This is a genomic window from Bacillus sp. FSL W8-0640 (assembly GCF_038007725.1).
Lineage (GTDB): Bacteria > Bacillota > Bacilli > Bacillales > Bacillaceae_G > Bacillus_A > Bacillus_A cereus.
On the sequence record NZ_JBBOXT010000001.1, the window covers coordinates 1,234,534 to 1,255,118 of the forward strand.

Sequence of the window (20,585 nt, forward strand, 5' to 3'; positions counted from 1 at the left end):
AATTTTTAATAGAGAGTAGTGGGCGTTATGAGATGGAAAGAGGGAACGTTTGAAAAAATAGACACGAATGACTCACCTGTTGAGCAACTTATAAACACGTTTAAGGAACAAAACTTAATTGGTGGAGCAATAATAAGCTGTTTTAAAGTGCATAACGAAAATTTTTTTAAAGAAATACCACATTCGAAAGATGGACATGAGCACTTCTTTAGAAGAATCTTCAACTCTTTAGACATAATCAATAACTTAGAAGAGTTAAAAATACATACATCAGACAAATATAAGTTTTGTTTTAAAGAGCAGCTCGCAGTCATGCTTGATGGTAGCATTGCTGCGCAAATTTTGTGGGGCGGAGCATATGAAGGGTTTAAGGAACGACCAGTTATCGTAAAACAATTAGCAGTCAATGTATGTCAATATATGTTCCAAGATCGATACGAAGATATTAAAGTGTTCGAAAGCTATCGCCCTTGGACAGATTGGTTTTACGATGTTGCGTGGGGTGTTACTTGGATGGTGTTAGATAGTAGGGAACAGAAAATGTGGTTCATTTGTGCTACGGATACAGATTGATAGAAGCCGGGCCTTGTAGGAATGCTGCAAGGCCCTTTATCTTTTGGGAATTAATAGAAAACGAATCATATAAATGATATACTAAAAAATGTTTGTAATGTCAGTTTCATACTATTATATAATGCTGACTTACTAGAAAAGATAAGAGGAGAATGAGCGTGCAAAAGATAAAGAGATTATTGCTATTAATGATGGTAGTAGGATTAACAGCAGTTGTTTTAGCAGGGTGTGCAAATCCGAAAGATACTACAGAAGAATTTTTAACAGCGATACAAAAAGGTGATGTAGAAAAGGCTCGTACATTTGTTGAGAGTGACAAGGAATTTAATAAACTAAATGAAAAAACAGATGATGCTGAGGCAAAAGCAATGCTAAGTGCAATTACAAAAACCTTTAAATTTGAAAAGCTAGAAGAAGTATCGAAAAAGGATGACAAAGCAGAAGTGAAAGTGAAAATTACATCTGCTGATCTATCCGTTGCTGTAACAAAAGCAGTGGGAGAAGTTATGCCAATGGCGTTCGCTAGTGCCTTTAGTGAAGACAAAGAACAATCTGAAAAAGCAATCGAAAAAACAATGACATCAACTATCGTCAAAAACTTAGCAGATAAAGATGCAGCAATGGCAACTCGCGAAGTTACATTGAACTTAAAGAAAGACAAAGATGGCGACTATAAAATCGTTGCTGACGATAACTTGAAAGAAGTATTGTTTGCCAATGCGAAGTCTTTGGAGAAGATGTTTGGTGGGAAGTAATTGAATTAGATAAAAAGAGACACCATATCACGTAGAAGGTTGATATGGTGTCTCTTTTTTATGAACCTGGAGAGGTTTGAACTCAAGAAATTAATTCTATAAATTTCATATTATGATTTATTGGTTTATGACATACAGCTAGTTGTAACAGAGGAGGTACTGTATTCTATGTTTTCTTATGCGGATCCTGTAACGTAGAAAGGTAAAATTTCTGGACCAGATTTTAATTAGTGTTCCTTCAGCTTTAATGAGGAGGTGTACGAAGATGTTGTGACTATACCTGCTGGGTATTATTAATTGTGAAGTCAAATAAGAAAACAATTTATTAGAGGAAGATTAGTTAGTTTAAGTATCAGATTTAGGTGTTTAACAGGGGGTACTAATTAATTTCAGTTCTTTCATGAAAAATTATAGAAAAAGTATGGATAAACAAATTCTTGTTTTAAGTGAATTTTGTGAATGTGGGGGCTGCTTTAAATAAAGATGGTCAAACACTATGTAAATAATTAGGAATGTTAAAATATGCAAAATTGCATATTAAATATTTTAAATCTTATGCTAACCTTATAATGGTAAATATAACATTTGTTGGTAATTATTCATTTTTGAAAGATAAAAAATGAATAATTACAGTGAATTGTATACCACTGTCCTATAGTATAAACGATAATAACGAAAGCTATTTGAAGTCCTTTGAAGGAAATAAGTTATTTAAAAAAATTCCATATAGAAAATTTGTTAAAATTTCAGATGTAACAAATGTCATTTTATTTTTAATGTCTGATAAAAGCGATGCCATTAGAGGGCAAAATATTGTGGTTGACTATGGATATACAATTGTATAAATAAATCATCTTGGGAATTAAGGGTGTGGATAATGAGTTTACTAATTAAAGATTTAACAAAGAAATTTGACGAGCATATTGCAGTGAATAATTTGAATATCGAGATACCAAAAGGTGAAATATTTGGATTCTTGGGCGGGAATGGAGCAGGTAAAACGACTACATTTCGAATGATACTTGGACTTTTATCGAAATCAAGTGGGACCATTTCATGGAATGGTAAACCTATAAATTATGGTGTTACAGATAAAATTGGGTATTTACCAGAAGAACGTGGTCTTTATGCGAAAATGACTGTCAAAGAACAAGTTAACTTTTTTGCAAAACTAAAGAACATGAAAAGTAAAGATGCAGAAAAAGAACTTCACTATTGGCTGGAGCGTTTTAATATTACTGAGCATCTGAACAAAAAGGTAGGAGAACTTTCTAAAGGCAATCAGCAAAAAATCCAGCTGATAACAGCGATTATACATAAGCCTGAACTCTTAATTTTAGATGAACCATTTAGTGGTTTAGACCCAGTAAATGTTGAAATGTTAAAAGACGCTGTTCTTGATATGCAAAAACAAGGGTCGTCAATTCTTTTTAGTTCACATCGTATGGAACATGTGGAAGAGTTATGCCAACACATTTGTATTATGCACAAAGGTGTACCTGTTGTTCAGGGTGACATTACCAAAATTAAAAGTGATTTTGGTAAAAAGAACGTTGTAATCGTTGGCGATCATAACTTTGACCATTTGAAAGAAATAAAAGGTGTAGAAAGTATGAAGAAACGTAAAAATGCAGTTACTCTTAAAATTTCATATGAAGAAGTTTCACATGTTTTATTTAAAGAGATAACAAAATTAGGGTATGTTAAAAAGTTTGCAGTAGAAGAGCCTACATTAAATGATATCTTTATTGCGAAAGTAGGTGCACAAAATGAATAGTTTCTGGACAATTTTTTTACAAAACTATAAATCTAAAGTGAAATCAAAATCATATTTTGCTATTACAATAATAGTTTCTATGTTAATTATAGGATTGATGAATTTTGACAAGATTTATAACTTGTTTGCAGGTAACGAGGACGATCAAGTTGTTGTTGTTACAGAAAAAGAAGAATTATATTCAACCATTCATCAAGTGTTTAAAAATGTCGATAGTAAGATACAAGTTAAACGTAGCACGGATAAACAAAAAGCAGAATCAGGTGTTAAAAATGGTGATTATACATATGCAATCGTTGTAGAGGAATTGAATAATAAACAATTAAAGGCTACGTATATAACTGAGACGGATGTAAATCAGCAAGATGTTAGCAAGGTTCAAACGATTTTATCTCAAATACAATCTTCTAATTTCGCCCAGCAATTGAATCTATCTCAAGATGAATTAAAGGTGTTAACAACGCCAGTAGAAATTCATACCAAAACGGTTTCAGATAAGGTTAAAGATGGAGAACATACTGAGGGTGTAGGGATTTTAATTAATGTCTTTATCATGCTAAATTATCTAATGATATTAATGTATGCTGCACAATTAGCAACAGATGTTGCAACAGAGAAATCTTCTCGTGTTATGGAGTTAGTTGTTTCAAGTATTTCGCCTACCAAACATTTATATGCGAAGCTATTCTCAACATTATTGGCTGGTATTACGCAAATCATAATTTGGGGCTTGGTCGCAACTGTTGGATATAAAACAGCAATTAATGATTCGAAAAATGATATTTTAAATAGTATTGATTTAAATTCTGTTGCTCCAACTCTAGTGTTTTATGGGATTCTATTCTTCACATTAGGATTCTTATTATATGGCTCATTATCTTGTCTATTTGGCTCTATCATTACGCGTATAGAGGAATCTTCTCAAGCTGTTATGCCGCTGATGTTTATGTTACTTGCTGCTTTGTATATAGCAATTTATGGAATGTCAAACCCAAGCAGCATGGTTGTTACCATTACTAGTTATGTACCTTTCTTCACTCCTATTGTTATGCTTGTACGAATTGGATTCCTCAATATCCCAGTATGGGAGATTGCGCTTGCATTAGCAATTCTAATTGCAACAATATGTATGATGATTGGTTTAACGAGTCGTGTTTACCGCGGTGGCGTATTAATATATGGTAAAGGTGCATTTAGTAATATCAAAAAGGCAATCAAATTAGGGCAAAAATAGGATTCGTCTATTCATTTCTAAACTTAAATTTACAAAGATCTGCATAGTTAAACTGTGTAGATCTTTTTTGTTGAGAAATTTATATAAATAAATATAAAAATTGCTGTATTAGGCTATTTTTCAAAGAGAATTTTAAAAAGCTCCCAAAAGAGAGTAAAGAATCGAGTTCTAGCGAACAACGTAGAGCGATAATTAATATAATTTATGTCTTTCTCCAAAATGGAGAAAAGAAGTAGGGAAAAATTTAGTTTTAATAATAATCATTTATTTGCTACATAAAGAAAACCCCTTGACTATCAAGGGGTTTTTCATATGACCCCGGAGAGGCTCGAACTCACGACCTCCACCCTGTCAAGGTGGCGCTCTCCCTGCTGAGCTACGGGATCCCAACTATAAATGTTACCATCAGCAATGTATTTTCATTTCATTCGTGTAATCGGAGAATTTGTACAATTTGTTGAGTATTGTAACATTTGATGTATTCCTATAATAGCAACAAACTTTAATGGTGTAAAGGTGTAATTTTCTGAATATTCATATTCTAATTTTTGTATAAAAAAATAAGCCCCAAAGAGCTTATTTTAATAATAATATCAACGCAATTATCAATGATATTTTCAAAAATACAATCATAAATAATGGAGCTTGTTCATAAGCTATCGTCCTGTAACTGTCATTCCTGCTGTGTAAATTGTATCAATAGAACCGTCAGCGCCTTTTATTTCGACTTTATAACGATATGTTCCATCCTCATAAATATCATCGCCATATCCTGTGAAAGTTGCAATTTCATCATTGCTTCCAGCTGGGACCCATTGATTTTGCCAACGGAAGTTGGTTTCAAATTCTCCCCATCTATCGCCATATTTCTTTTCAAGGCTGACATTGTAATGAATTTCTTCAGCTCGGTCATTTGTAATTCTTGCAATTACGCTGTTACCAAAAGTAACTTGTGTAGAGTGTACCTGAACTGTAACACCGTTCACCGTTTCACCAGGACCACAAATGTAATGACAACCATCCCATTCGTCAGCATGTGCTTTTGGTGTTTCAATGTTCATAACCGTTAAACCGCCTAAAGCTAATGCGCCAGTTAATAATACTTTACCAAATGTTTTCACTTGAAATTCCCCCTAAGTATACTCTCAATTCGTTCGATAGATATCACATTAATCTAATGGAACGTTTTTTCCTTAAGTGTATTCGCTATGAATCTTTCATCTTGTAGTAATCTAATCACTACATAAAATTTCATAGTTTTGATTCCATATATGTATCATGATTTACATAGAACAAATCTGTTAATACGCTTTGGTTATTTACTTATTCCACTACTTCTTATTACCTTTTATTGGTAAAACGTTGGTTTTATTATATAACATTATTATCTATTTACAAGAGAAAATAATACTGTATGCAAAAATGCATAATAAAAAACACTGCTTGTATTCTAGATTACAGATTAAATGGAGTGTTGGGTTTCAATTAATATTTGAGTGGAACTTAATGCTAATTTTTTATGCTTAACAGTATGCATATATCATCGTTTATTAAAGTCATAATTGATAAACCTTGTTCAGGGGACGCTCTTCCTGCTGAGCTACAGAATCTTCAAAAGGGAAAGTATAAGCGATTATGCTAGTAATGTATGAAGGAATAATGATGAGAAGCGAATTCAGTAGAAAGTAGTCTTTGGATGTAGTGGTTATATTATTTACGATACCAATCCAAAGGACCTTCAGCACTCAAATCAACAAGAAAAGGGAGTAAGAAATGTAAAGGTAAGCTTATAAGTTCTGGCATAGCGTTCACCGTTTTCTTTGATAGATATTGTCTCATAAAACAATACGGACAATCCTTTTCAAATGTCACGAGTATTGCCCATACATCTTTTATTGTCCACTTCGTTTTACAATACGTACAACGCGTCATGAGGTTCCTCCTCATTTTAAGTTTTCTTCTAGTATACTCCATTCCATTGTAAGAAAGTCATTTGTATTTGGTGTGGTAAAATGTAAGTTGTTTTATTTTTATGTGAATCTATTTAGTCATTTATGAACAATTACATATCATTTGATATTTTTGCAGAATGATAGATTTTCAGTTTCAATATGCCAATTGGCCAATATATCCTTTTTACAATTTACTGAAAATCATGTATAACAGAGATACATGATTATTTTATCTCGCTATTTGCGGGCAGTAAGATCCCTTACCTCGAAATTCAGCAAAAGTAAAGAAGTTAGGTTCGGGTCGGAATGCCCGTAAAAGTCCGATTCGTGAGGGTTGATGAAAGTTTCACTTTATAAATATTCAGAAGTAGAGGGAGAAAAGTTGTAATGGTAAGAAAAACGTTCAAGATGCGCGTGTCTAAAAATAGAACGATTTCGATTAATGGATCGATTCTTGATGTGGATGTTACACATGATGAATTTTTACAAGAGTTTGTTGAGTGGGTTGATTCTAAAGGTTGGTCGTTTATGGGAATAACAGATGAGATTACGCCCGAGGAAGCTAGTCAAAAGTTAATAGATTCGTTGATTGATGAGAAGGATAAGAAAGAGTAATTCCTTCTTATTTTTATTGTATATTTATGTTCTTTATCGTAAAAGTATGATATAGTAAAAAATAGTGAAATTTCTTCCAATATAATACAAATTACATATGATTGGTAGATTTATTATTTTGTTAAGGAGTAAATGGAAAAGGGAGAGTCATATGGTAAATTTTAAGAAAATTTTGGTTTTTATTACAGTTATTTGTTCGTTTTTTTTGACGCCCATAACATTGCGTGCTGAGACGAATATTGGAGTAAATCCAGAACAAGTTGCACCACCACCTGCGGAAGGACCGAATGTTTTTAGTCAGTTTGCAACGACAATTGATGCGAAAACAGGAGATGTTTTGTATGATAAAAACGCATATCACCGAGCATATCCTGCTAGTACGACGAAGGTGTTAACAGCGATTTTACTCATGGAGCATACAAAGCCAGAGGATCAATTTACATTTTCACAATTAGCATTAGATCAAGAGAAGAGTAATTATCAAATTGAGTTTCAACCTGGAGAGACAATTAATAGAAATACTGCGCTTATGATTTTAATGGTGCTGAGTGCGAATGATGTGTCGTATGCGATTGCGGAGCGGATTGGCGAGAGTGTTGAGAATTTCGCTAATATGATGAATGAGAAAGCGAAGCAATTAGGAGCGAAAGATAGCCACTTTGTAACACCGAATGGATTGCATGATCCGAACCATTATACGACGCCGTATGATATGGCTATGATTACGAAGGGTGTGCAAAAGTATCCTGAAATTTTACAAGCGATGAATACGAAAAGAACGACAGTTACGACGTCTAGGCAGACGGTGTCTATTTTTAATAAATCTAATTTTTTTGAAAATCCATATAGCATTGGCGGTAAGACAGGGTTTACGAATGAAGCACGTAATACACTTGTTTTATTAAATGAGAAAGATGGAAATCGTATTATAAGCGTAGTAATGGCTTCTCAAAGACCTGAAATTTATGAAGATTTGAAGCAGATGGCGGAATATTCTTTCGGTCAATTTACGAAGCAAATGGTGCTTGATAAACATAATTGGCATCAAAAAACAACATATTTAAATAAAGATGTTAATTCTGAGTTGGAACAAAGTGCGGAGCTTATGCTTAAGAAAGATGAAGGGAAAAATGTGAAAACTATTTTCCGGGCGGCTTCATTAGATAAAGAATCTTTATATCATAAAGGAATACATCGTGGTGAGGTAGTTGGTGCAGTTGATATTACGAAAAATAATCAAACAATTGCGACGGTAAATGTTCTTTCAACAGAAGATGTCACTTTTACGATGCCTAAAAAAGATACAACTATGCCTGAAGTAAAAGACTCAAATGTGAAAGTAATAAGTGTTGGGATAGGTGCGATTATATTATTTGGAGCAATTTTATATGTAGTGTTGCGCCGAAATACAAAAGGAATGAAATCAGAAGGTAAATAAATTACTAATAAAAAGACTGTGTAAAATTTTGGCACAGTCTTTTTTCTATATTTTAAATAACTAATAATTGTAAATTTTCTTATTGCAATAACTTAAAGTTCGTTATATCATTTACTTGTGTTCTTGTTAAAGAACGCAAGTGGATATTGCATACTTCAAATAATATAAAACAACGGAGAGGGAGAGAGACGATGAAATTAATATGGAAGATAATTAGCAACGCGATCTCATTTGTTTTATTTGCATTGATGGTTTTTTTAGCTTTTGTAGTTATTTCTTCAAAAGCAAGCGGTGGTGATCCGACAGTGATGGGATATCAATTTAAGAGCGTTCTTTCAGGATCAATGGAGCCGACGTTTTTAACAGGATCAATCATTGCAATAGAACCAAACAAAGATGGTTCTAAATATCAAAAAGGTGATGTTATTACCTTTAAAGAGAAAGATCAAAAAATTATCACTCACCGTATTACCGGTGTGAAAGATACAAATGGAAAAGTAATGTATGAAACAAAAGGGGATAACAACAACGGACCAGATTTAGAGCCAGTACTTGCAGAAAATGTAGTTGGAAAGTATGCAGATATTACAGTTCCGTATGTTGGTTATTTACTGAATTATGCGAATTCAAAAGCGGGAGCAGCATTACTTCTTATTATTCCAGGAGTCTTTTTACTTGGGTATTCCGCAATTTCTATTTTTGGTGCTATTCGTAGCATTGACGGAGAAAAGAAAGATAAAAAAGTAGAACAATCCGTCTAGTTCGTTTGGTTATACTTTCCGTTTAGGAAGTTAACAAATATATATTAAGGGGATATGGACATGACTTTAAAGAAAAAATTAGGAATGGGTATTACATCAGCAGTATTAGGAGCAGCTTTAGTTGGTGGAGGAACATTTGCATTTTTCAGTGATAAAGAAGTGTCAAATAATACATTTGCGGCTGGAACACTGGATTTAGCATTAAATCCATCAACAGTTGTTAACGTATCGAATTTAAAACCTGGGGATACAATTGAAAAAGAATTTAAACTAGAAAATAAAGGCTCTTTAAATATTAAAAAGGTTCTACTGAAAACAGATTATAATGTAGAAGATGTAAAGAAAGACAATAAAGATGATTTTGGTAAACATATTAAAGTAACATTCTTAAAAAATGTAGATAAGCATGAGACAATTGTGAAACAAACTACTTTAGATAAATTAAAAGGTGACACACTTACAGCTGTAGATAATGATTTATCGGCTTGGTTCTGGGATGAAAAAGGTATTTCAGCAGGTAAATCTGATAAATTCAAAGTGAAATTTGAGTTCGTTGATAATGGAAAAGATCAAAATCAATTCCAAGGCGATAAGTTACAATTAAATTGGACGTTTGATGCACAACAAACAGCAGGTGAAGAAAGATAATAAGAAAAAGGGCTATCACATGGATAGCCCTTTTTCTATTTTTCTAGTATTTGTCTATCAATTTTAATAGTTCTTTACTATAATATAGATAATGTTCTGTATAAAGAACGTAATGTTCGATGGGAGAGATTAAGATGCTGAAAAGACCGCGTAATTTTAAAAAGATGCTTATATTGCCGTGTATGTGTTCTATTACGTTTTATTTAGGATCTCAAATTATGACGCATACAGAAGCGGCGTTCATTCATGAAACGAAAGTAGAAGCGACGCTTTCTACAGCAATTATATTTCCGAAAACAGTTAATACGTTAAAAGAGCAATCTGAGAAACATAAACAGTTTATTGAGCGTGAGTATGGAACGATGAAGGGAAAATCGAAAGCAACTTCTATTGAAGAAATAAAACAGGCGATTTCTGTATGGCAACAAGGGCGTGAGAAAATTGTTGCTGAGAAGGAAGCCCTGCAAAATGTATATACTGAAATAGAAGCTCCTTACAATCAAATACAAGAAGAATTAAAGGTAAATAAAGATGAGTCGATGCAGCAAGTGTCCATATATGTAAATGAAGGCTTCCGCAGTATCAAAGAGAAGCGTGACTATATTGAGAAAGAAATTAGCTTGAAAGCTATTGATGAGCAAATTCAGGCTCTTCAGCAACAATTAAACGTTGCAATTGAAGCGGAAGGACAAAAGAAAGCAGAAGAACAGAAGAAAGTAGAAGAACAGAAGAAAGCAGAAGAACAGAAGAAAGCAGAAGAACAGAAGAAAGTAGAAGAACAGAAGAAAGCAGAAGAACAGAAGAAAGTAGAAGAACAGAAGAAAGTAGAAGAACAGAAGAAAGTAGAAGAACAGAAGAAAGTAGAAGAACAGAAGAAAGTAGAAGAGCAAAAGAAAGCGGAAGAACAGAAAAAGCTAGAAGAGCAGAAGAAAGCGGAAGAACAGAAAAAGCTAGAAGAGCAAAAGAAAGCGGAGTAACTGCTTTAGTGAAACAGCCGGAAAACAAGAATGTGGTATAAGAGAGAGTGAACGAATAAGCAAGACTAGTAATATTTATACGAGTGTGAGGGAACGTTAGCCCTCACCTCTTTGTTTTTCTTTTTTCTTATAGTATTAAATGATTTGAGTGTGAAAAAAGTTATAAATTATCATTGTTTTTTTCTGAAAAGTCTAAATGATATTGAGAAATAAAAATAACTGAAAATATTAATAAATATGTGTTGTGTTTATATAGGGTTGTTCGTTATAATGAACATAAGGTTTTTAAAAAAGAACACATATTAGCTAAGCTAATATAGTTTTCTTTACATCTCTTATTGAAAAATAAGTGATAAAAATATAAAAAAAAGCTAGGGGGAATTGATTGTGAGTCTGAAAAAGAAATTAGGTATGGGAGTTGCATCAGCAGCATTGGGGTTAGCTTTAATTGGTGGAGGAACATTTGCATTCTTTAGCGATAAAGAAGTATCAAACAATACATTTGCAGCTGGGACGTTAGACCTTACATTAAACCCTAAGACGCTTGTAGATATTAAAGATTTAAAACCAGGGGATTCTGTTAAGAAAGAGTTCTTATTACAAAACAGCGGTTCGTTAACTATTAAAGACGTTAAATTAGCAACAAAGTATACTGTTAAAGATGCAAAAGGTGATAATGCTGGTGAAGACTTTGGTAAGCACGTTAAAGTAAAATTCCTTTGGAACTGGGATAAACAAAGTGAGCCTGTATACGAAACAACTTTAGCAGACTTACAAAAAGTTGATCCAGATCTTTTAGCTAAAGATATCTTTGCTCCTGAGTGGGGAGAAAAGGGTGGATTAGCAGCTGGTACAGAGGATTATCTATGGGTACAATTTGAATTTGTAGATGATGGAAAAGACCAAAATATCTTCCAAGGTGATACATTGAATTTAGAATGGACATTCAATGCTAACCAAGAAGCTGGGGAAGAAAAATAATAAAAAAAGCGGGTATTCCCGCTTTTTTTTATAAAGAAAAAGAAGTGCTGGTTGTAAGCACTTCTTTCTATTATTATTTTTGATTTTGCTTCCACTTTGTAAATTCAAGAAATTCACGAAATTGTTCTTTGGAGACACCAGAGTTCATTGCATCTTTAACGAGTTGTGTCCATTCGGAGTCTAGGTTAGTTTCCTTTGTTGTTTCATCATGAAGTAAAGTATCAACTGGAATTTGTAGAACTGCTGCGATCTTTTCAAGAAACTGAATGGAAGGGTTTTTTTGTAAATTTCGTTCTATAGAACTAATGTAAGATTTAGCAACGCCAGCTTTTTCGGCAAGTTCAGTTAATGAAATCCCTTTTTGTAAACGAAGGCGTTTTATACGTTCTCCAATCATATTTGCGCACCTTTCTATCAATATGTAGTTGTCTTATGATGTCATTATTATAACATAAACTTCGTTAAAAAGAACAAACCTATTGAGCCTGACTGGATGGCTTCATACGTTGGAAAAATTGCTCGATGTCTTGCATGGCGATACCGGCATCTAGAGCTTCAAGTATTAAATCAATCCATTCTTGATCCAGTGCGTCTGTCTTATCTTTGTACAAATGTAATTCCTCCCTAATTATCGGTCATAATTGCTGCTACAGAATACATGATAATGAAATCCGATTTTGTGTTTTATATAGTGAATTATCAAATATTGTGTAGATGAAACAAAGATAAAATCCCCATTAAACTCCCTCTATGGAAATTATAAATTGTTCGATAAAAACTTTCAATATTTTCAGAAAACATTGTTGAATTGTGATATATTCGTATGCTAACTATGAAATTTTTACAAATATATTAAAAACATTACATAATATGACTAAATATTGAAAAAATATTGAATTTTTAATAAAATTCAATTTGTAATACATATTATTTATTAGGGGAGGAAATAAGGGATGAACAAGAAACCGTTCAAAGTTTTGTCATCAATCGCATTGACAGCTGTATTAGGCCTTTCATTCGGAGCTGGCACTCAAACTGCATATGCTGAAACGCCTGTGAATAAAACAGCTACGAGCCCAGTTGATGATCATTTAATTCCGGAAGAACGTTTAGCAGATGCATTAAAAAAACGTGGGGTAATTGATTCGAAGGCTTCAGAGACAGAAACAAAGAAAGCAGTCGAAAAGTATGTAGAGAACAAAAAGGGTGAAAATCCTGGGAAAGAAGCAGCGAATGGGGACCAACTTACGAAAGATGCATCCGACTTTTTAAAGAAAGTGAAAGATGCGAAAGCAGACACGAAAGAAAAATTAAATCAACCAGCAACAGGCACACCTGCAGCAACAGGCCCAGTTAAAGGCGGTCTAAATGGTAAAGTACCAACTTCTCCAGCGAAACAAAAAGACTATAACGGTGAAGTTCGTAAAGACAAAGTACTCGTTTTACTTGTAGAGTACGCTGACTTTAAACATAATAATATCGACAAAGAGCCTGGATATATGTATTCTAACGATTTTAATAAAGAACACTATGAAAAAATGTTATTCGGCAACGAGCCATTCACATTAGATGATGGAAGTAAAATTGAAACGTTTAAACAATATTACGAAGAGCAATCTGGTGGTAGTTATACTGTAGACGGAACAGTTACAAAATGGTTAACAGTTCCTGGTAAAGCTGCTGATTACGGTGCAGATGCTGCTAGCGGCGGCCATGATAATAAAGGACCAAAAGGGCCACGTGATTTAGTAAAAGATGCATTAAAAGCAGCTGTAGATAGTGGTATTGATTTATCAGAGTTCGACCAATTTGATCAATACGATGTAAATGGTGATGGGAATAAAAATCAACCAGACGGTTTAATCGATCACTTAATGATTATTCATGCGGGTGTTGGACAAGAAGCAGGCGGTGGTAAATTAGGCGATGATGCAATTTGGTCGCACCGTTGGACAGTTGGACCAAAGCCATTCCCAATTGAAGGTACACAAGCGAAAGTACCATATTGGGGTGGAAAGATGGCAGCATTCGACTACACAATTGAACCAGAAGATGGAGCAGTTGGTGTATTCGCACATGAATATGGTCACGATTTAGGTCTTCCAGATGAGTACGATACACAATATAGTGGTCAAGGTGAGCCGATTGAAGCTTGGTCTATTATGAGTGGCGGAAGCTGGGCTGGTAAAATCGCTGGAACGACGCCAACGAGTTTCTCACCACAAAATAAAGAGTTTTTCCAAAAAACAATCGGTGGTAACTGGGCAAATATCGTAGAAGTAGATTACGAGAAATTAAATAAAGGTATCGGTCTAGCGACATATTTGGATCAAAGTGTTACGAAATCAGCAAGACCAGGTATGATCCGTGTTAACTTACCAGATAAAGATGTTAAAACAATTGAGCCAGCATTTGGAAAACAGTATTACTACAGCACAAAAGGTGACGATCTTCATACGAAGATGGAAACACCGTTGTTCGATTTAACGAATGCAACGAATGCAAAATTTGATTTCAAGTCATTATATGAGATTGAAGCAGGTTATGATTTCCTTGAAGTACACGCTGTAACAGAAGATGGTAAACAAACGTTAATTGAAAGACTTGGTGAGAAAGCAAATAGTGGAAATGCAGATTCGACAAATGGAAAATGGATTGACAAATCATATGATTTAAGTCAATTCAAAGGCAAGAAAGTAAAATTAACATTTGATTACATTACTGATGGTGGTTTAGCATTAAATGGATTCGCTCTTGATAATGCTTCATTAACAGTAGATGGTAAAGTAGTATTCTCTGATGACGCAGAAGGTACACCACAATTAAAATTAGATGGTTTCGTTGTATCTAACGGAACAGAGAAGAAAAAACATAACTACTATGTTGAGTGGAGAAACTATGCTGGGGCAGATAACGCGTTGAAATTTGCTCGCGGTCCAGTATTTAACACTGGTATGGTTGTATGGTATGCAGATTCAGCTTATACAGATAACTGGGTTGGTGTACATCCAGGACACGGTTTCCTTGGTGTAGTTGATTCTCATCCAGAAGCAATTGTTGGTACTTTAAATGGTAAACCAACAGTTAAGAGTAGTACACGATTCCAAATCGCTGATGCAGCGTTTTCATTTGACAAAACGCCAGCTTGGAAAGTCGTATCTCCAACGCGTGGAACATTTACGTATGATGGCTTAGCAGGCGTACCGAAGTTTGATGATTCTAAAACGTATATTAATCAACAGATTCCAGATGCAGGACGTATTTTACCGAAGCTTGGTTTGAAATTTGAAGTAGTAGGACAAGCTGATGATAATTCTGCAGGTGCTGTTCGTTTATATCGTTAATACTGTAAAACTACCGAGAGATTTTCTTTCGGTAGTTTTTTTGTGAGCAATGAATTTTATATAGCTGAAAAAGTCATATATAATGTAACCTTAAGAATAGAAATTTGTTATATATGAAGTTTATATAAATAATGAAAGAATTGGATAAAAATAGTGGGAGAAGGTGAGTGAATGAGTATTTCCTCTATTGTAAGTAGGCAAAAGGAATATTTTTTAAAAGGGCATACGAGAAGCATCGAAATGAGAAAGAATAATTTGAAGAAGCTTTATGAAGGCATTCAGCGTTTTGAAGAAGAAATATTTCAGGCATTGAAATTAGATTTAAATAAGTCAGTTCACGAGTCGTTTACAACGGAAGTTGGATATGTATTAAAAGAAATTTCCTTTCAATTGAAACATATGTCATCGTGGAGTAAACCGAAACGAGTTCGAACAGCACTTACTCATTTTGGATCAAAAGGAAAAGTAGTGCCAGAACCGTATGGTGTGACGCTTATTATTGCACCGTGGAACTATCCTTTTCAATTAGCAATTGCACCACTTGTAGGAGCACTGGCAGCTGGAAATACAATCGTTTTAAAGCCGTCAGAGTTAACGCCAAGCGTTTCAAAAGTGCTTAAGAGAATGTTAGATGAATTATTCCCAGAAGAGCTTGTAGCGGTAGTAGAAGGTGGCGTTGAAGAGAGTACATCTTTGCTGAAGGAACCGTTTGATTATATTTTCTTTACTGGTAGTGTTGGCGTTGGAAAAGTTGTAATGGAAGCAGCAGCGAAACAGTTGACGCCGCTCACTTTAGAACTTGGCGGGAAAAGTCCTTGTATTGTACATAAAGATGCAAAGATAGAGATGACAGCAAGAAGAATTGTTTGGGGTAAGTTTTTAAATGCAGGGCAGACGTGTGTAGCGCCTGATTATATGTACGTGCATTCTTCCGTGAAAGAAAAGCTAATTGAGGCACTGCGACATGAAATTACAGAGCAGTATAGTAAAGAACCTTTACAAAATGAAAATTACGTGCGTATTGTAAGTGAGCGTCATTTTGAACGATTATGTGGATTCTTACAAGATGGTCAAGTCGTAATTGGTGGAAACTATGAGAAAGATACTTTACATATTGAACCGACAGTACTAGCGGATATTACATGGCAAGATGCTGTTATGGAAGATGAAATTTTTGGTCCGATTTTACCAATCATAGAGTACGACAATATAGAAAATGTAATTGGCACAATCCAGCAACATCCGAAGCCGTTAGCGTTATATGTATTTTCTGAAGATAAAGAAGTACAAAAGAAAGTGACGAGTAATATTTCATATGGTGGAGGCTGTATTAATGATGTTGTCTATCACCTTGCTACGCCATATTTACCTTTTGGGGGTGTTGGAAGTAGTGGATTAGGGGGTTATCATGGGAAAGAAAGTTTTCGGACTTTTTCACATTATAAAAGCATTTTAGCCCAATCTACAGCATTCGACATGAAAATTCGTTACTCTTCTACAAAAAGTGCTTTAAAATTCATACGAAAGTTGTTAAAATGATGATGGTGTTTATCAGTAGGCGTAGCCGTATGATAATAGCCCCTTCGCAATGGAAGGGGTTTTTCTGTTCGACGTTATGTATCAGGCGAAAATGAATCAAACATACTACATAAAGAATAGAAACGAACGCTTGCTAAATAACCATTTTTGTTTGGATCGAAACAAAAAATAGTCTATAGAACATAAATATTTATTCATGAATATAAAAATTTAAAATTTAAGGTAGATAGGACGGGAAAATGAAAAAGATTATTAAAGTTGAAGCAGTTGAAAAACATTTTGGAAATCAAGTGATTATCCCACCTCTTTCTTTAGATATTAAAGAGGGAGAGTTTTTAACAATTTTAGGGCCGAGTGGCTGCGGGAAAACGACGTTACTTCGTATGATCGCAGGATTTGAAACTCCAACTAAAGGGAATCTTTTATTAGATGATGAAAGAATTAACGATTTGCCGCCATATAAGCGTCATATGAACCTAGTGTTCCAACATTACGCACTATTCCCACATATGACAGTAGAGAAGAATATTTGTTTTGGTATGAAAATGCAGAAAGTATCAGCAGCAGAGCAGAAAGAGCGTGCTGAAGAGGCAATGCGTTTAACGCAGTTACTTGAGTTCCGTAATCGTAAACCTGCGAAGCTTTCTGGTGGACAACAGCAGCGTGTTGCAATTGCAAGAGCGATTGTAAATAATCCGCGTGTATTACTATTAGATGAGCCACTTGGAGCGCTTGACTTTAAGTTACGAAAAGACTTGCAACGTGAATTGAAAAACTTACAACGTAATTTAGGAATTACGTTCATATACGTAACGCACGATCAAGAAGAAGCAATGAGCATGAGCGATCGTATTGTAGTTATGAATAAAGGACATATCGAACAAATCGGAACACCGAAAGAAATTTACAATAAGCCGAAAACATTGTTCGTTGCGACATTCATCGGTGAAAATAATATTGTGAAAAACGGGGAAGGCTATGTAGCAATTCGCCCTGAAAATGTAAAAGTACGTTCGGTTGAAGAGTCAATTTTAAAAGAATACCATCTTGGACATATTGAAGATATCGAGTTTGTCGGAAATATGGAGAAGCTTTATGTACGTGATGAGAAAACATCAGAATTACTAATGGCATATCAAACTGCTGAAGAGGCAGCACAGTGGAGCATTGGAGATAATGTATATGTAGGCTGGGAGCAAGAGGACGAGGTGACCTTAAATTGAAAAAAGGGAAATTACTCGCACTACCTACAGTCGCGTGGCTGTTAATTTTCTTCCTAATCCCGCTCGTATTCGTATTAGGATTCGCCTTCATGCAGCGCGGAGCTTACGGGACAGTAGAAATGCAATTTACGCTGGAGAATATATCCCGTGTGTTTGATCCATTATACTTAGGAACGTTATGGGAAACTGTTAAAATTGCAGTTATTACAACAGTAATATGTTTATTAATTGGTTATCCGTTTGCGTATACAATTACAATTGTTGACCGCAAATACCGCTCTATTCTTTTATTATTGGCAACGATCCCGTTTTGGATTAACTTTCTTGTTCGTTCATACGCATGGATTGTTATTTTACGTTCACAAGGTCTTGTGAATACGTTGTTATTAAAGCTTGGCATTATTAGTGAACCGTTAAATTTATTATATAATACTCCTTCTGTAATACTCGGAATGGTCTATTCTTTATTACCATTTATGATTTTACCAGTGTATGCAGCAATTGAGCAGTTGGATAAGCGTAAGCTAGAAGCGGCTTATGATTTAGGAGCAACACCAATAAAGGCATTTTGGAATATAACAGTGCCGATGACGATGTCAGGAATTGCGACTGGTTCTATTTTAGTATTCGTTTCTTCTATCGGAATGTTTGTTGTATCAGACGTGATGGGCGGATCGAAAGTAGCATTAATTGGAAACGTTATTCAAAATCAATTCTTAGGTGCACGTGACTGGCCGTTTGGATCTGCGTTATCGATTATCGTTGTTCTATTCTCTGTTCTGTTAATTTACTTATATTATCGTGCAACGAAAGTATATAAATATAATGAGAACGGAGGGGAATAGGCAAAGATGAAGAAGTTTTTAGTTTCTTATTCTTGGTTAATTTTGTTATTCTTGTATTTTCCAATGATGGTTTTAATGGTCTATTCTTTCAACGACTCTCGCATTAATGCGGAGTGGGAAGGTTTTACATTCCATTGGTATACAGATTTATTTCAAAAACAAGATGTTATTGATGCATTTGTAAATAGTATTACGATTGCAGTTATAACAACGATTGTGACAACGGTACTTGGTGTATTCTTTGCAATCGCTTTACATCGTTATAAATATCGTTTTGAAGGGGCTATTAATGGCCTTGTATATTTACCAATTTTAATTCCTGATATTTTAATGGGATTATCTTTACTAATTCTTTTCAGCCAGTTAGGAATGGAACTTGGACAAACAACGATTATTATTGCACATATTACATTTAGTATTTCGTTTGTTGTTGTTATTTTAGCTGCGCGTCTTTCAAGTATGGGACGTGACTTAGAAGAAGCTGCAAATGATTTAGGAGCAACGCCTTGGCAAACGTTTCGTTATGTAACGTTCCCAGCAATTGCACCGGGAGTTATTTCGGCAGCATTATTAACATTCACATTATCAATTGATGATTTTGTAATTAGTTTCTTCGTATCAGGACCAGGATCAACAACATTGCCACTATACATTTACAGTATGGTTAAGCGCGGAGTATCACCAGAAATCAATGCTCTTTCTACAATTTTAATTGTTGCTATCGTAGGATTAATGGTTCTATCTGAAATCTTCCGGAATAAAGGTGCAGATGGTGAAGAAAACTCTGGAGGACACCTTCCTTTATAATACGAACGATATAGAAAGTACAAGGGGGTAATAAACCGATGAAATTAATGAAAAGAATAGCTGGCGCAGCAATTAGTTTTAGCCTTGTTGCTGGTGTGCTTGCTGGTTGTGGTGAAAAGAAAGAAGAATTAAATATTTATAGCTGGGCTGACAATTTTGATGAGCAAGTGCTAAAAGATTTTGAAAAGAAATATAATGTGAAAATTAACTATGACAAGTACGCAAGTAATGAAGAAATGCTTGCGAAATTACAAGCTGGTGGCGCAAAGTATGACTTAATCCAGCCGTCTGATTACATGGTTAAAACAATGGCGAAAATGGACTTATTAGCGCCGTTAGATAAAAAGAATATCCCGAATATCGAAAATATGGTTTCTAATTTCAAAACACCTGCGTTTGATCCAGAGAATAAATATTCTTTAGTGTACACTTGGGGTGTAACAGGGATTGCATACAATAAAAAGTATGTGAAAGAAGCACCTACAAGCTGGGCGGACTTATGGAATGAGAAATATAAAGGACATGTAACGTTACTGAACGATTCTCGTGAAGTATTAGGAGTGGGTCTTAAGAAGCACGGGTTCTCAAACAGTACGAAAGACGATGCACAATTAAAGACAGCAGCAGATGATTTAAAGAAGCTGCTTCCAAACTTATTAGCATTTGATACAGATAACATTAAACAAAAATTCATTACAGAAGATGCTTGGATCGGAACAGTTTGGTCTGGAGATGCAGCATTTATCGCAAAAGATAATAAAGATGTAGAATATGTTGTACCGAAAGAAGGCGGCACAATTTGGGCTGATACGTTAGCAATTCCAAAAGGTGCAAAACATAAAGAGCTTGCTGAGAAATTTATGAACTACTTACTAGATGAAAAAGTAAGTGTGAAAAACTACGAGTCAATTGGTTACAGTAATCCAAATGAAAAAGCTCATCCTCTTCATAGTAAAGAATACCGTGATAATCACATGATTTTCTTAACGAAAGAAGAGTTAGATCGTACAGAATGGCTTGTTGATGTAGACGATAAGTTAAAAGACTATGATCGTTACTGGACAGAGCTAAAAACAAAAGGTAAATAAGTAAGGAAATGCGGTTTCTAAAGTAGAA

The 20,585-nt window shown here is 34.6% G+C and carries 21 protein-coding genes and 1 tRNA gene; 17 read left to right on the plus strand and 5 right to left on the minus strand.

The window, feature by feature from the left end:
- Nucleotides 1-27: 27 nt before the first annotated feature.
- From N2V80_RS06425 to N2V80_RS06445, 5 genes are all read left to right on the plus strand, one after another.
- Nucleotides 28-573 carry a hypothetical protein gene (locus N2V80_RS06425; protein WP_061654701.1) on the plus strand — a complete coding sequence of 182 codons (546 nt, stop codon included), beginning with the start codon at nucleotides 28-30 and terminating at the stop codon, nucleotides 571-573.
- A 158-nt stretch (nucleotides 574-731) separates the two neighbouring features.
- Nucleotides 732-1,328 (plus strand): DUF4878 domain-containing protein, encoded by a 597-nt coding sequence (locus tag N2V80_RS06430; RefSeq protein WP_001169504.1) that lies wholly within the window; start codon nucleotides 732-734, stop codon nucleotides 1,326-1,328.
- 632 nt (nucleotides 1,329-1,960) lie between these two features.
- Nucleotides 1,961-2,173: an SDR family oxidoreductase gene (locus N2V80_RS06435; RefSeq protein ID WP_224765010.1), complete on the plus strand. Its 213-nt coding sequence runs from the start codon at nucleotides 1,961-1,963 to the stop codon at nucleotides 2,171-2,173.
- A 32-nt stretch (nucleotides 2,174-2,205) separates the two neighbouring features.
- Complete coding sequence (locus N2V80_RS06440) at nucleotides 2,206-3,105, plus strand: ABC transporter ATP-binding protein (RefSeq protein ID WP_061654700.1); 900 nt, start codon at nucleotides 2,206-2,208, stop codon at nucleotides 3,103-3,105.
- A complete protein-coding gene (locus tag N2V80_RS06445; protein ID WP_001084160.1) occupies nucleotides 3,098-4,339 on the plus strand; it encodes an ABC transporter permease in 1,242 nt (413 codons plus the stop codon). Before N2V80_RS06440 ends, N2V80_RS06445 begins: the two co-directional genes overlap by 8 nt.
- Nucleotides 4,340-4,652: 313 nt before the next feature.
- Here N2V80_RS06445 and N2V80_RS06450 read toward each other — a convergent pair.
- From N2V80_RS06450 to N2V80_RS06460, 3 genes are all read right to left on the minus strand, one after another.
- Nucleotides 4,653-4,725: transfer RNA gene (locus N2V80_RS06450), tRNA-Val, on the minus strand.
- Nucleotides 4,726-4,995: 270 nt separating this feature from the next.
- Nucleotides 4,996-5,460 carry a hypothetical protein gene (locus tag N2V80_RS06455; protein ID WP_000846655.1) on the minus strand — a complete coding sequence of 155 codons (465 nt, stop codon included), beginning with the start codon at nucleotides 5,458-5,460 and terminating at the stop codon, nucleotides 4,996-4,998.
- Nucleotides 5,461-6,049: 589 nt separating this feature from the next.
- Nucleotides 6,050-6,271, minus strand: coding sequence for a hypothetical protein (locus N2V80_RS06460; RefSeq protein ID WP_000196288.1), 222 nt, complete (start codon nucleotides 6,269-6,271; stop codon nucleotides 6,050-6,052).
- Between the two features lie 407 nt (nucleotides 6,272-6,678).
- On the opposite strand from N2V80_RS06460, the gene N2V80_RS06465 reads away from it, so the two are divergent.
- The 6 genes from N2V80_RS06465 (at nucleotide 6,679) to calY (ending at nucleotide 11,711) form a co-directional block, all read left to right on the plus strand.
- On the plus strand, nucleotides 6,679-6,906 hold the full coding sequence (locus N2V80_RS06465; RefSeq protein ID WP_000251856.1) for a hypothetical protein: 228 nt from the start codon (nucleotides 6,679-6,681) through the stop codon (nucleotides 6,904-6,906).
- A 151-nt stretch (nucleotides 6,907-7,057) separates the two neighbouring features.
- Nucleotides 7,058-8,344: a D-alanyl-D-alanine carboxypeptidase family protein gene (locus tag N2V80_RS06470; protein ID WP_061654699.1), complete on the plus strand. Its 1,287-nt coding sequence runs from the start codon at nucleotides 7,058-7,060 to the stop codon at nucleotides 8,342-8,344.
- Nucleotides 8,345-8,535: 191 nt separating this feature from the next.
- Nucleotides 8,536-9,105 (plus strand): signal peptidase I SipW, encoded by a 570-nt coding sequence (sipW, locus tag N2V80_RS06475; RefSeq protein WP_000767794.1) that lies wholly within the window; start codon nucleotides 8,536-8,538, stop codon nucleotides 9,103-9,105.
- Nucleotides 9,106-9,165: 60 nt separating this feature from the next.
- Nucleotides 9,166-9,753 (plus strand): CalY family protein, encoded by a 588-nt coding sequence (locus tag N2V80_RS06480; RefSeq protein ID WP_000172854.1) that lies wholly within the window; start codon nucleotides 9,166-9,168, stop codon nucleotides 9,751-9,753.
- A gap of 134 nt (nucleotides 9,754-9,887) precedes the next feature.
- Nucleotides 9,888-10,730, plus strand: coding sequence for a DUF4047 domain-containing protein (locus N2V80_RS06485; protein WP_340979565.1), 843 nt, complete (start codon nucleotides 9,888-9,890; stop codon nucleotides 10,728-10,730).
- Between the two features lie 387 nt (nucleotides 10,731-11,117).
- The gene (calY, locus tag N2V80_RS06490; protein ID WP_000053713.1) at nucleotides 11,118-11,711 is read left to right on the plus strand and encodes a biofilm matrix protein CalY; all 594 of its coding nucleotides are present in this window, start codon (nucleotides 11,118-11,120) and stop codon (nucleotides 11,709-11,711) included.
- A gap of 73 nt (nucleotides 11,712-11,784) precedes the next feature.
- Here calY and N2V80_RS06495 read toward each other — a convergent pair whose 3' ends face one another.
- Nucleotides 11,785-12,108, minus strand: coding sequence for a helix-turn-helix domain-containing protein (locus N2V80_RS06495; RefSeq protein WP_000578885.1), 324 nt, complete (start codon nucleotides 12,106-12,108; stop codon nucleotides 11,785-11,787).
- Between the two features lie 79 nt (nucleotides 12,109-12,187).
- The gene (locus N2V80_RS06500) at nucleotides 12,188-12,322 is read right to left on the minus strand and encodes an anti-repressor SinI family protein (protein WP_000276219.1); all 135 of its coding nucleotides are present in this window, start codon (nucleotides 12,320-12,322) and stop codon (nucleotides 12,188-12,190) included.
- A 342-nt stretch (nucleotides 12,323-12,664) separates the two neighbouring features.
- Between N2V80_RS06500 and inhA1 the strand changes: the two genes are divergently transcribed.
- The 6 genes from inhA1 (at nucleotide 12,665) to potD (ending at nucleotide 20,557) form a co-directional block, all read left to right on the plus strand.
- Nucleotides 12,665-15,055, plus strand: coding sequence for a M6 family metalloprotease immune inhibitor InhA1 (gene inhA1, locus N2V80_RS06505; RefSeq protein WP_061654697.1), 2,391 nt, complete (start codon nucleotides 12,665-12,667; stop codon nucleotides 15,053-15,055).
- 171 nt (nucleotides 15,056-15,226) lie between these two features.
- Nucleotides 15,227-16,594: an aldehyde dehydrogenase gene (locus N2V80_RS06510; RefSeq protein ID WP_000028382.1), complete on the plus strand. Its 1,368-nt coding sequence runs from the start codon at nucleotides 15,227-15,229 to the stop codon at nucleotides 16,592-16,594.
- 239 nt (nucleotides 16,595-16,833) lie between these two features.
- Complete coding sequence (gene potA / locus N2V80_RS06515) at nucleotides 16,834-17,817, plus strand: spermidine/putrescine ABC transporter ATP-binding protein PotA (RefSeq protein ID WP_000720336.1); 984 nt, start codon at nucleotides 16,834-16,836, stop codon at nucleotides 17,815-17,817.
- Nucleotides 17,814-18,662 (plus strand): spermidine/putrescine ABC transporter permease PotB, encoded by an 849-nt coding sequence (gene potB, locus N2V80_RS06520; RefSeq protein ID WP_000715500.1) that lies wholly within the window; start codon nucleotides 17,814-17,816, stop codon nucleotides 18,660-18,662. Before potA ends, potB begins: the two co-directional genes overlap by 4 nt.
- Before the next feature lie 6 nt (nucleotides 18,663-18,668).
- The gene (gene potC, locus N2V80_RS06525) at nucleotides 18,669-19,469 is read left to right on the plus strand and encodes a spermidine/putrescine ABC transporter permease PotC (protein ID WP_000714192.1); all 801 of its coding nucleotides are present in this window, start codon (nucleotides 18,669-18,671) and stop codon (nucleotides 19,467-19,469) included.
- Nucleotides 19,470-19,507: 38 nt separating this feature from the next.
- A complete protein-coding gene (gene potD, locus N2V80_RS06530) occupies nucleotides 19,508-20,557 on the plus strand; it encodes a spermidine/putrescine ABC transporter substrate-binding protein PotD (RefSeq protein ID WP_000772485.1) in 1,050 nt (349 codons plus the stop codon).
- Nucleotides 20,558-20,585: the final 28 nt, after the last annotated feature.

Bases quoted from the DNA above. Each gene is read 5' to 3' on its own strand.
- N2V80_RS06425 (WP_061654701.1), top strand. From the start codon at position 28: ATGAGATGGAAAGAGGGAACGTTTGAAAAAATAGACACGAATGACTCA.
- N2V80_RS06440 (WP_061654700.1), top strand. From the start codon at position 2,206: ATGAGTTTACTAATTAAAGATTTAACAAAGAAATTTGACGAGCATATT.
- N2V80_RS06445 (WP_001084160.1), top strand. From the start codon at position 3,098: ATGAATAGTTTCTGGACAATTTTTTTACAAAACTATAAATCTAAAGTG.
- N2V80_RS06460 (WP_000196288.1), bottom strand. From the start codon at position 6,271: ATGACGCGTTGTACGTATTGTAAAACGAAGTGGACAATAAAAGATGTA.
- N2V80_RS06465 (WP_000251856.1), top strand. From the start codon at position 6,679: ATGGTAAGAAAAACGTTCAAGATGCGCGTGTCTAAAAATAGAACGATT.
- N2V80_RS06470 (WP_061654699.1), top strand. From the start codon at position 7,058: ATGGTAAATTTTAAGAAAATTTTGGTTTTTATTACAGTTATTTGTTCG.
- sipW (WP_000767794.1), top strand. From the start codon at position 8,536: ATGAAATTAATATGGAAGATAATTAGCAACGCGATCTCATTTGTTTTA.
- N2V80_RS06480 (WP_000172854.1), top strand. From the start codon at position 9,166: ATGACTTTAAAGAAAAAATTAGGAATGGGTATTACATCAGCAGTATTA.
- N2V80_RS06485 (WP_340979565.1), top strand. From the start codon at position 9,888: ATGCTGAAAAGACCGCGTAATTTTAAAAAGATGCTTATATTGCCGTGT.
- N2V80_RS06495 (WP_000578885.1), bottom strand. From the start codon at position 12,108: ATGATTGGAGAACGTATAAAACGCCTTCGTTTACAAAAAGGGATTTCA.
- inhA1 (WP_061654697.1), top strand. From the start codon at position 12,665: ATGAACAAGAAACCGTTCAAAGTTTTGTCATCAATCGCATTGACAGCT.
- N2V80_RS06510 (WP_000028382.1), top strand. From the start codon at position 15,227: ATGAGTATTTCCTCTATTGTAAGTAGGCAAAAGGAATATTTTTTAAAA.
- potA (WP_000720336.1), top strand. From the start codon at position 16,834: ATGAAAAAGATTATTAAAGTTGAAGCAGTTGAAAAACATTTTGGAAAT.
- potC (WP_000714192.1), top strand. From the start codon at position 18,669: ATGAAGAAGTTTTTAGTTTCTTATTCTTGGTTAATTTTGTTATTCTTG.
- potD (WP_000772485.1), top strand. From the start codon at position 19,508: ATGAAATTAATGAAAAGAATAGCTGGCGCAGCAATTAGTTTTAGCCTT.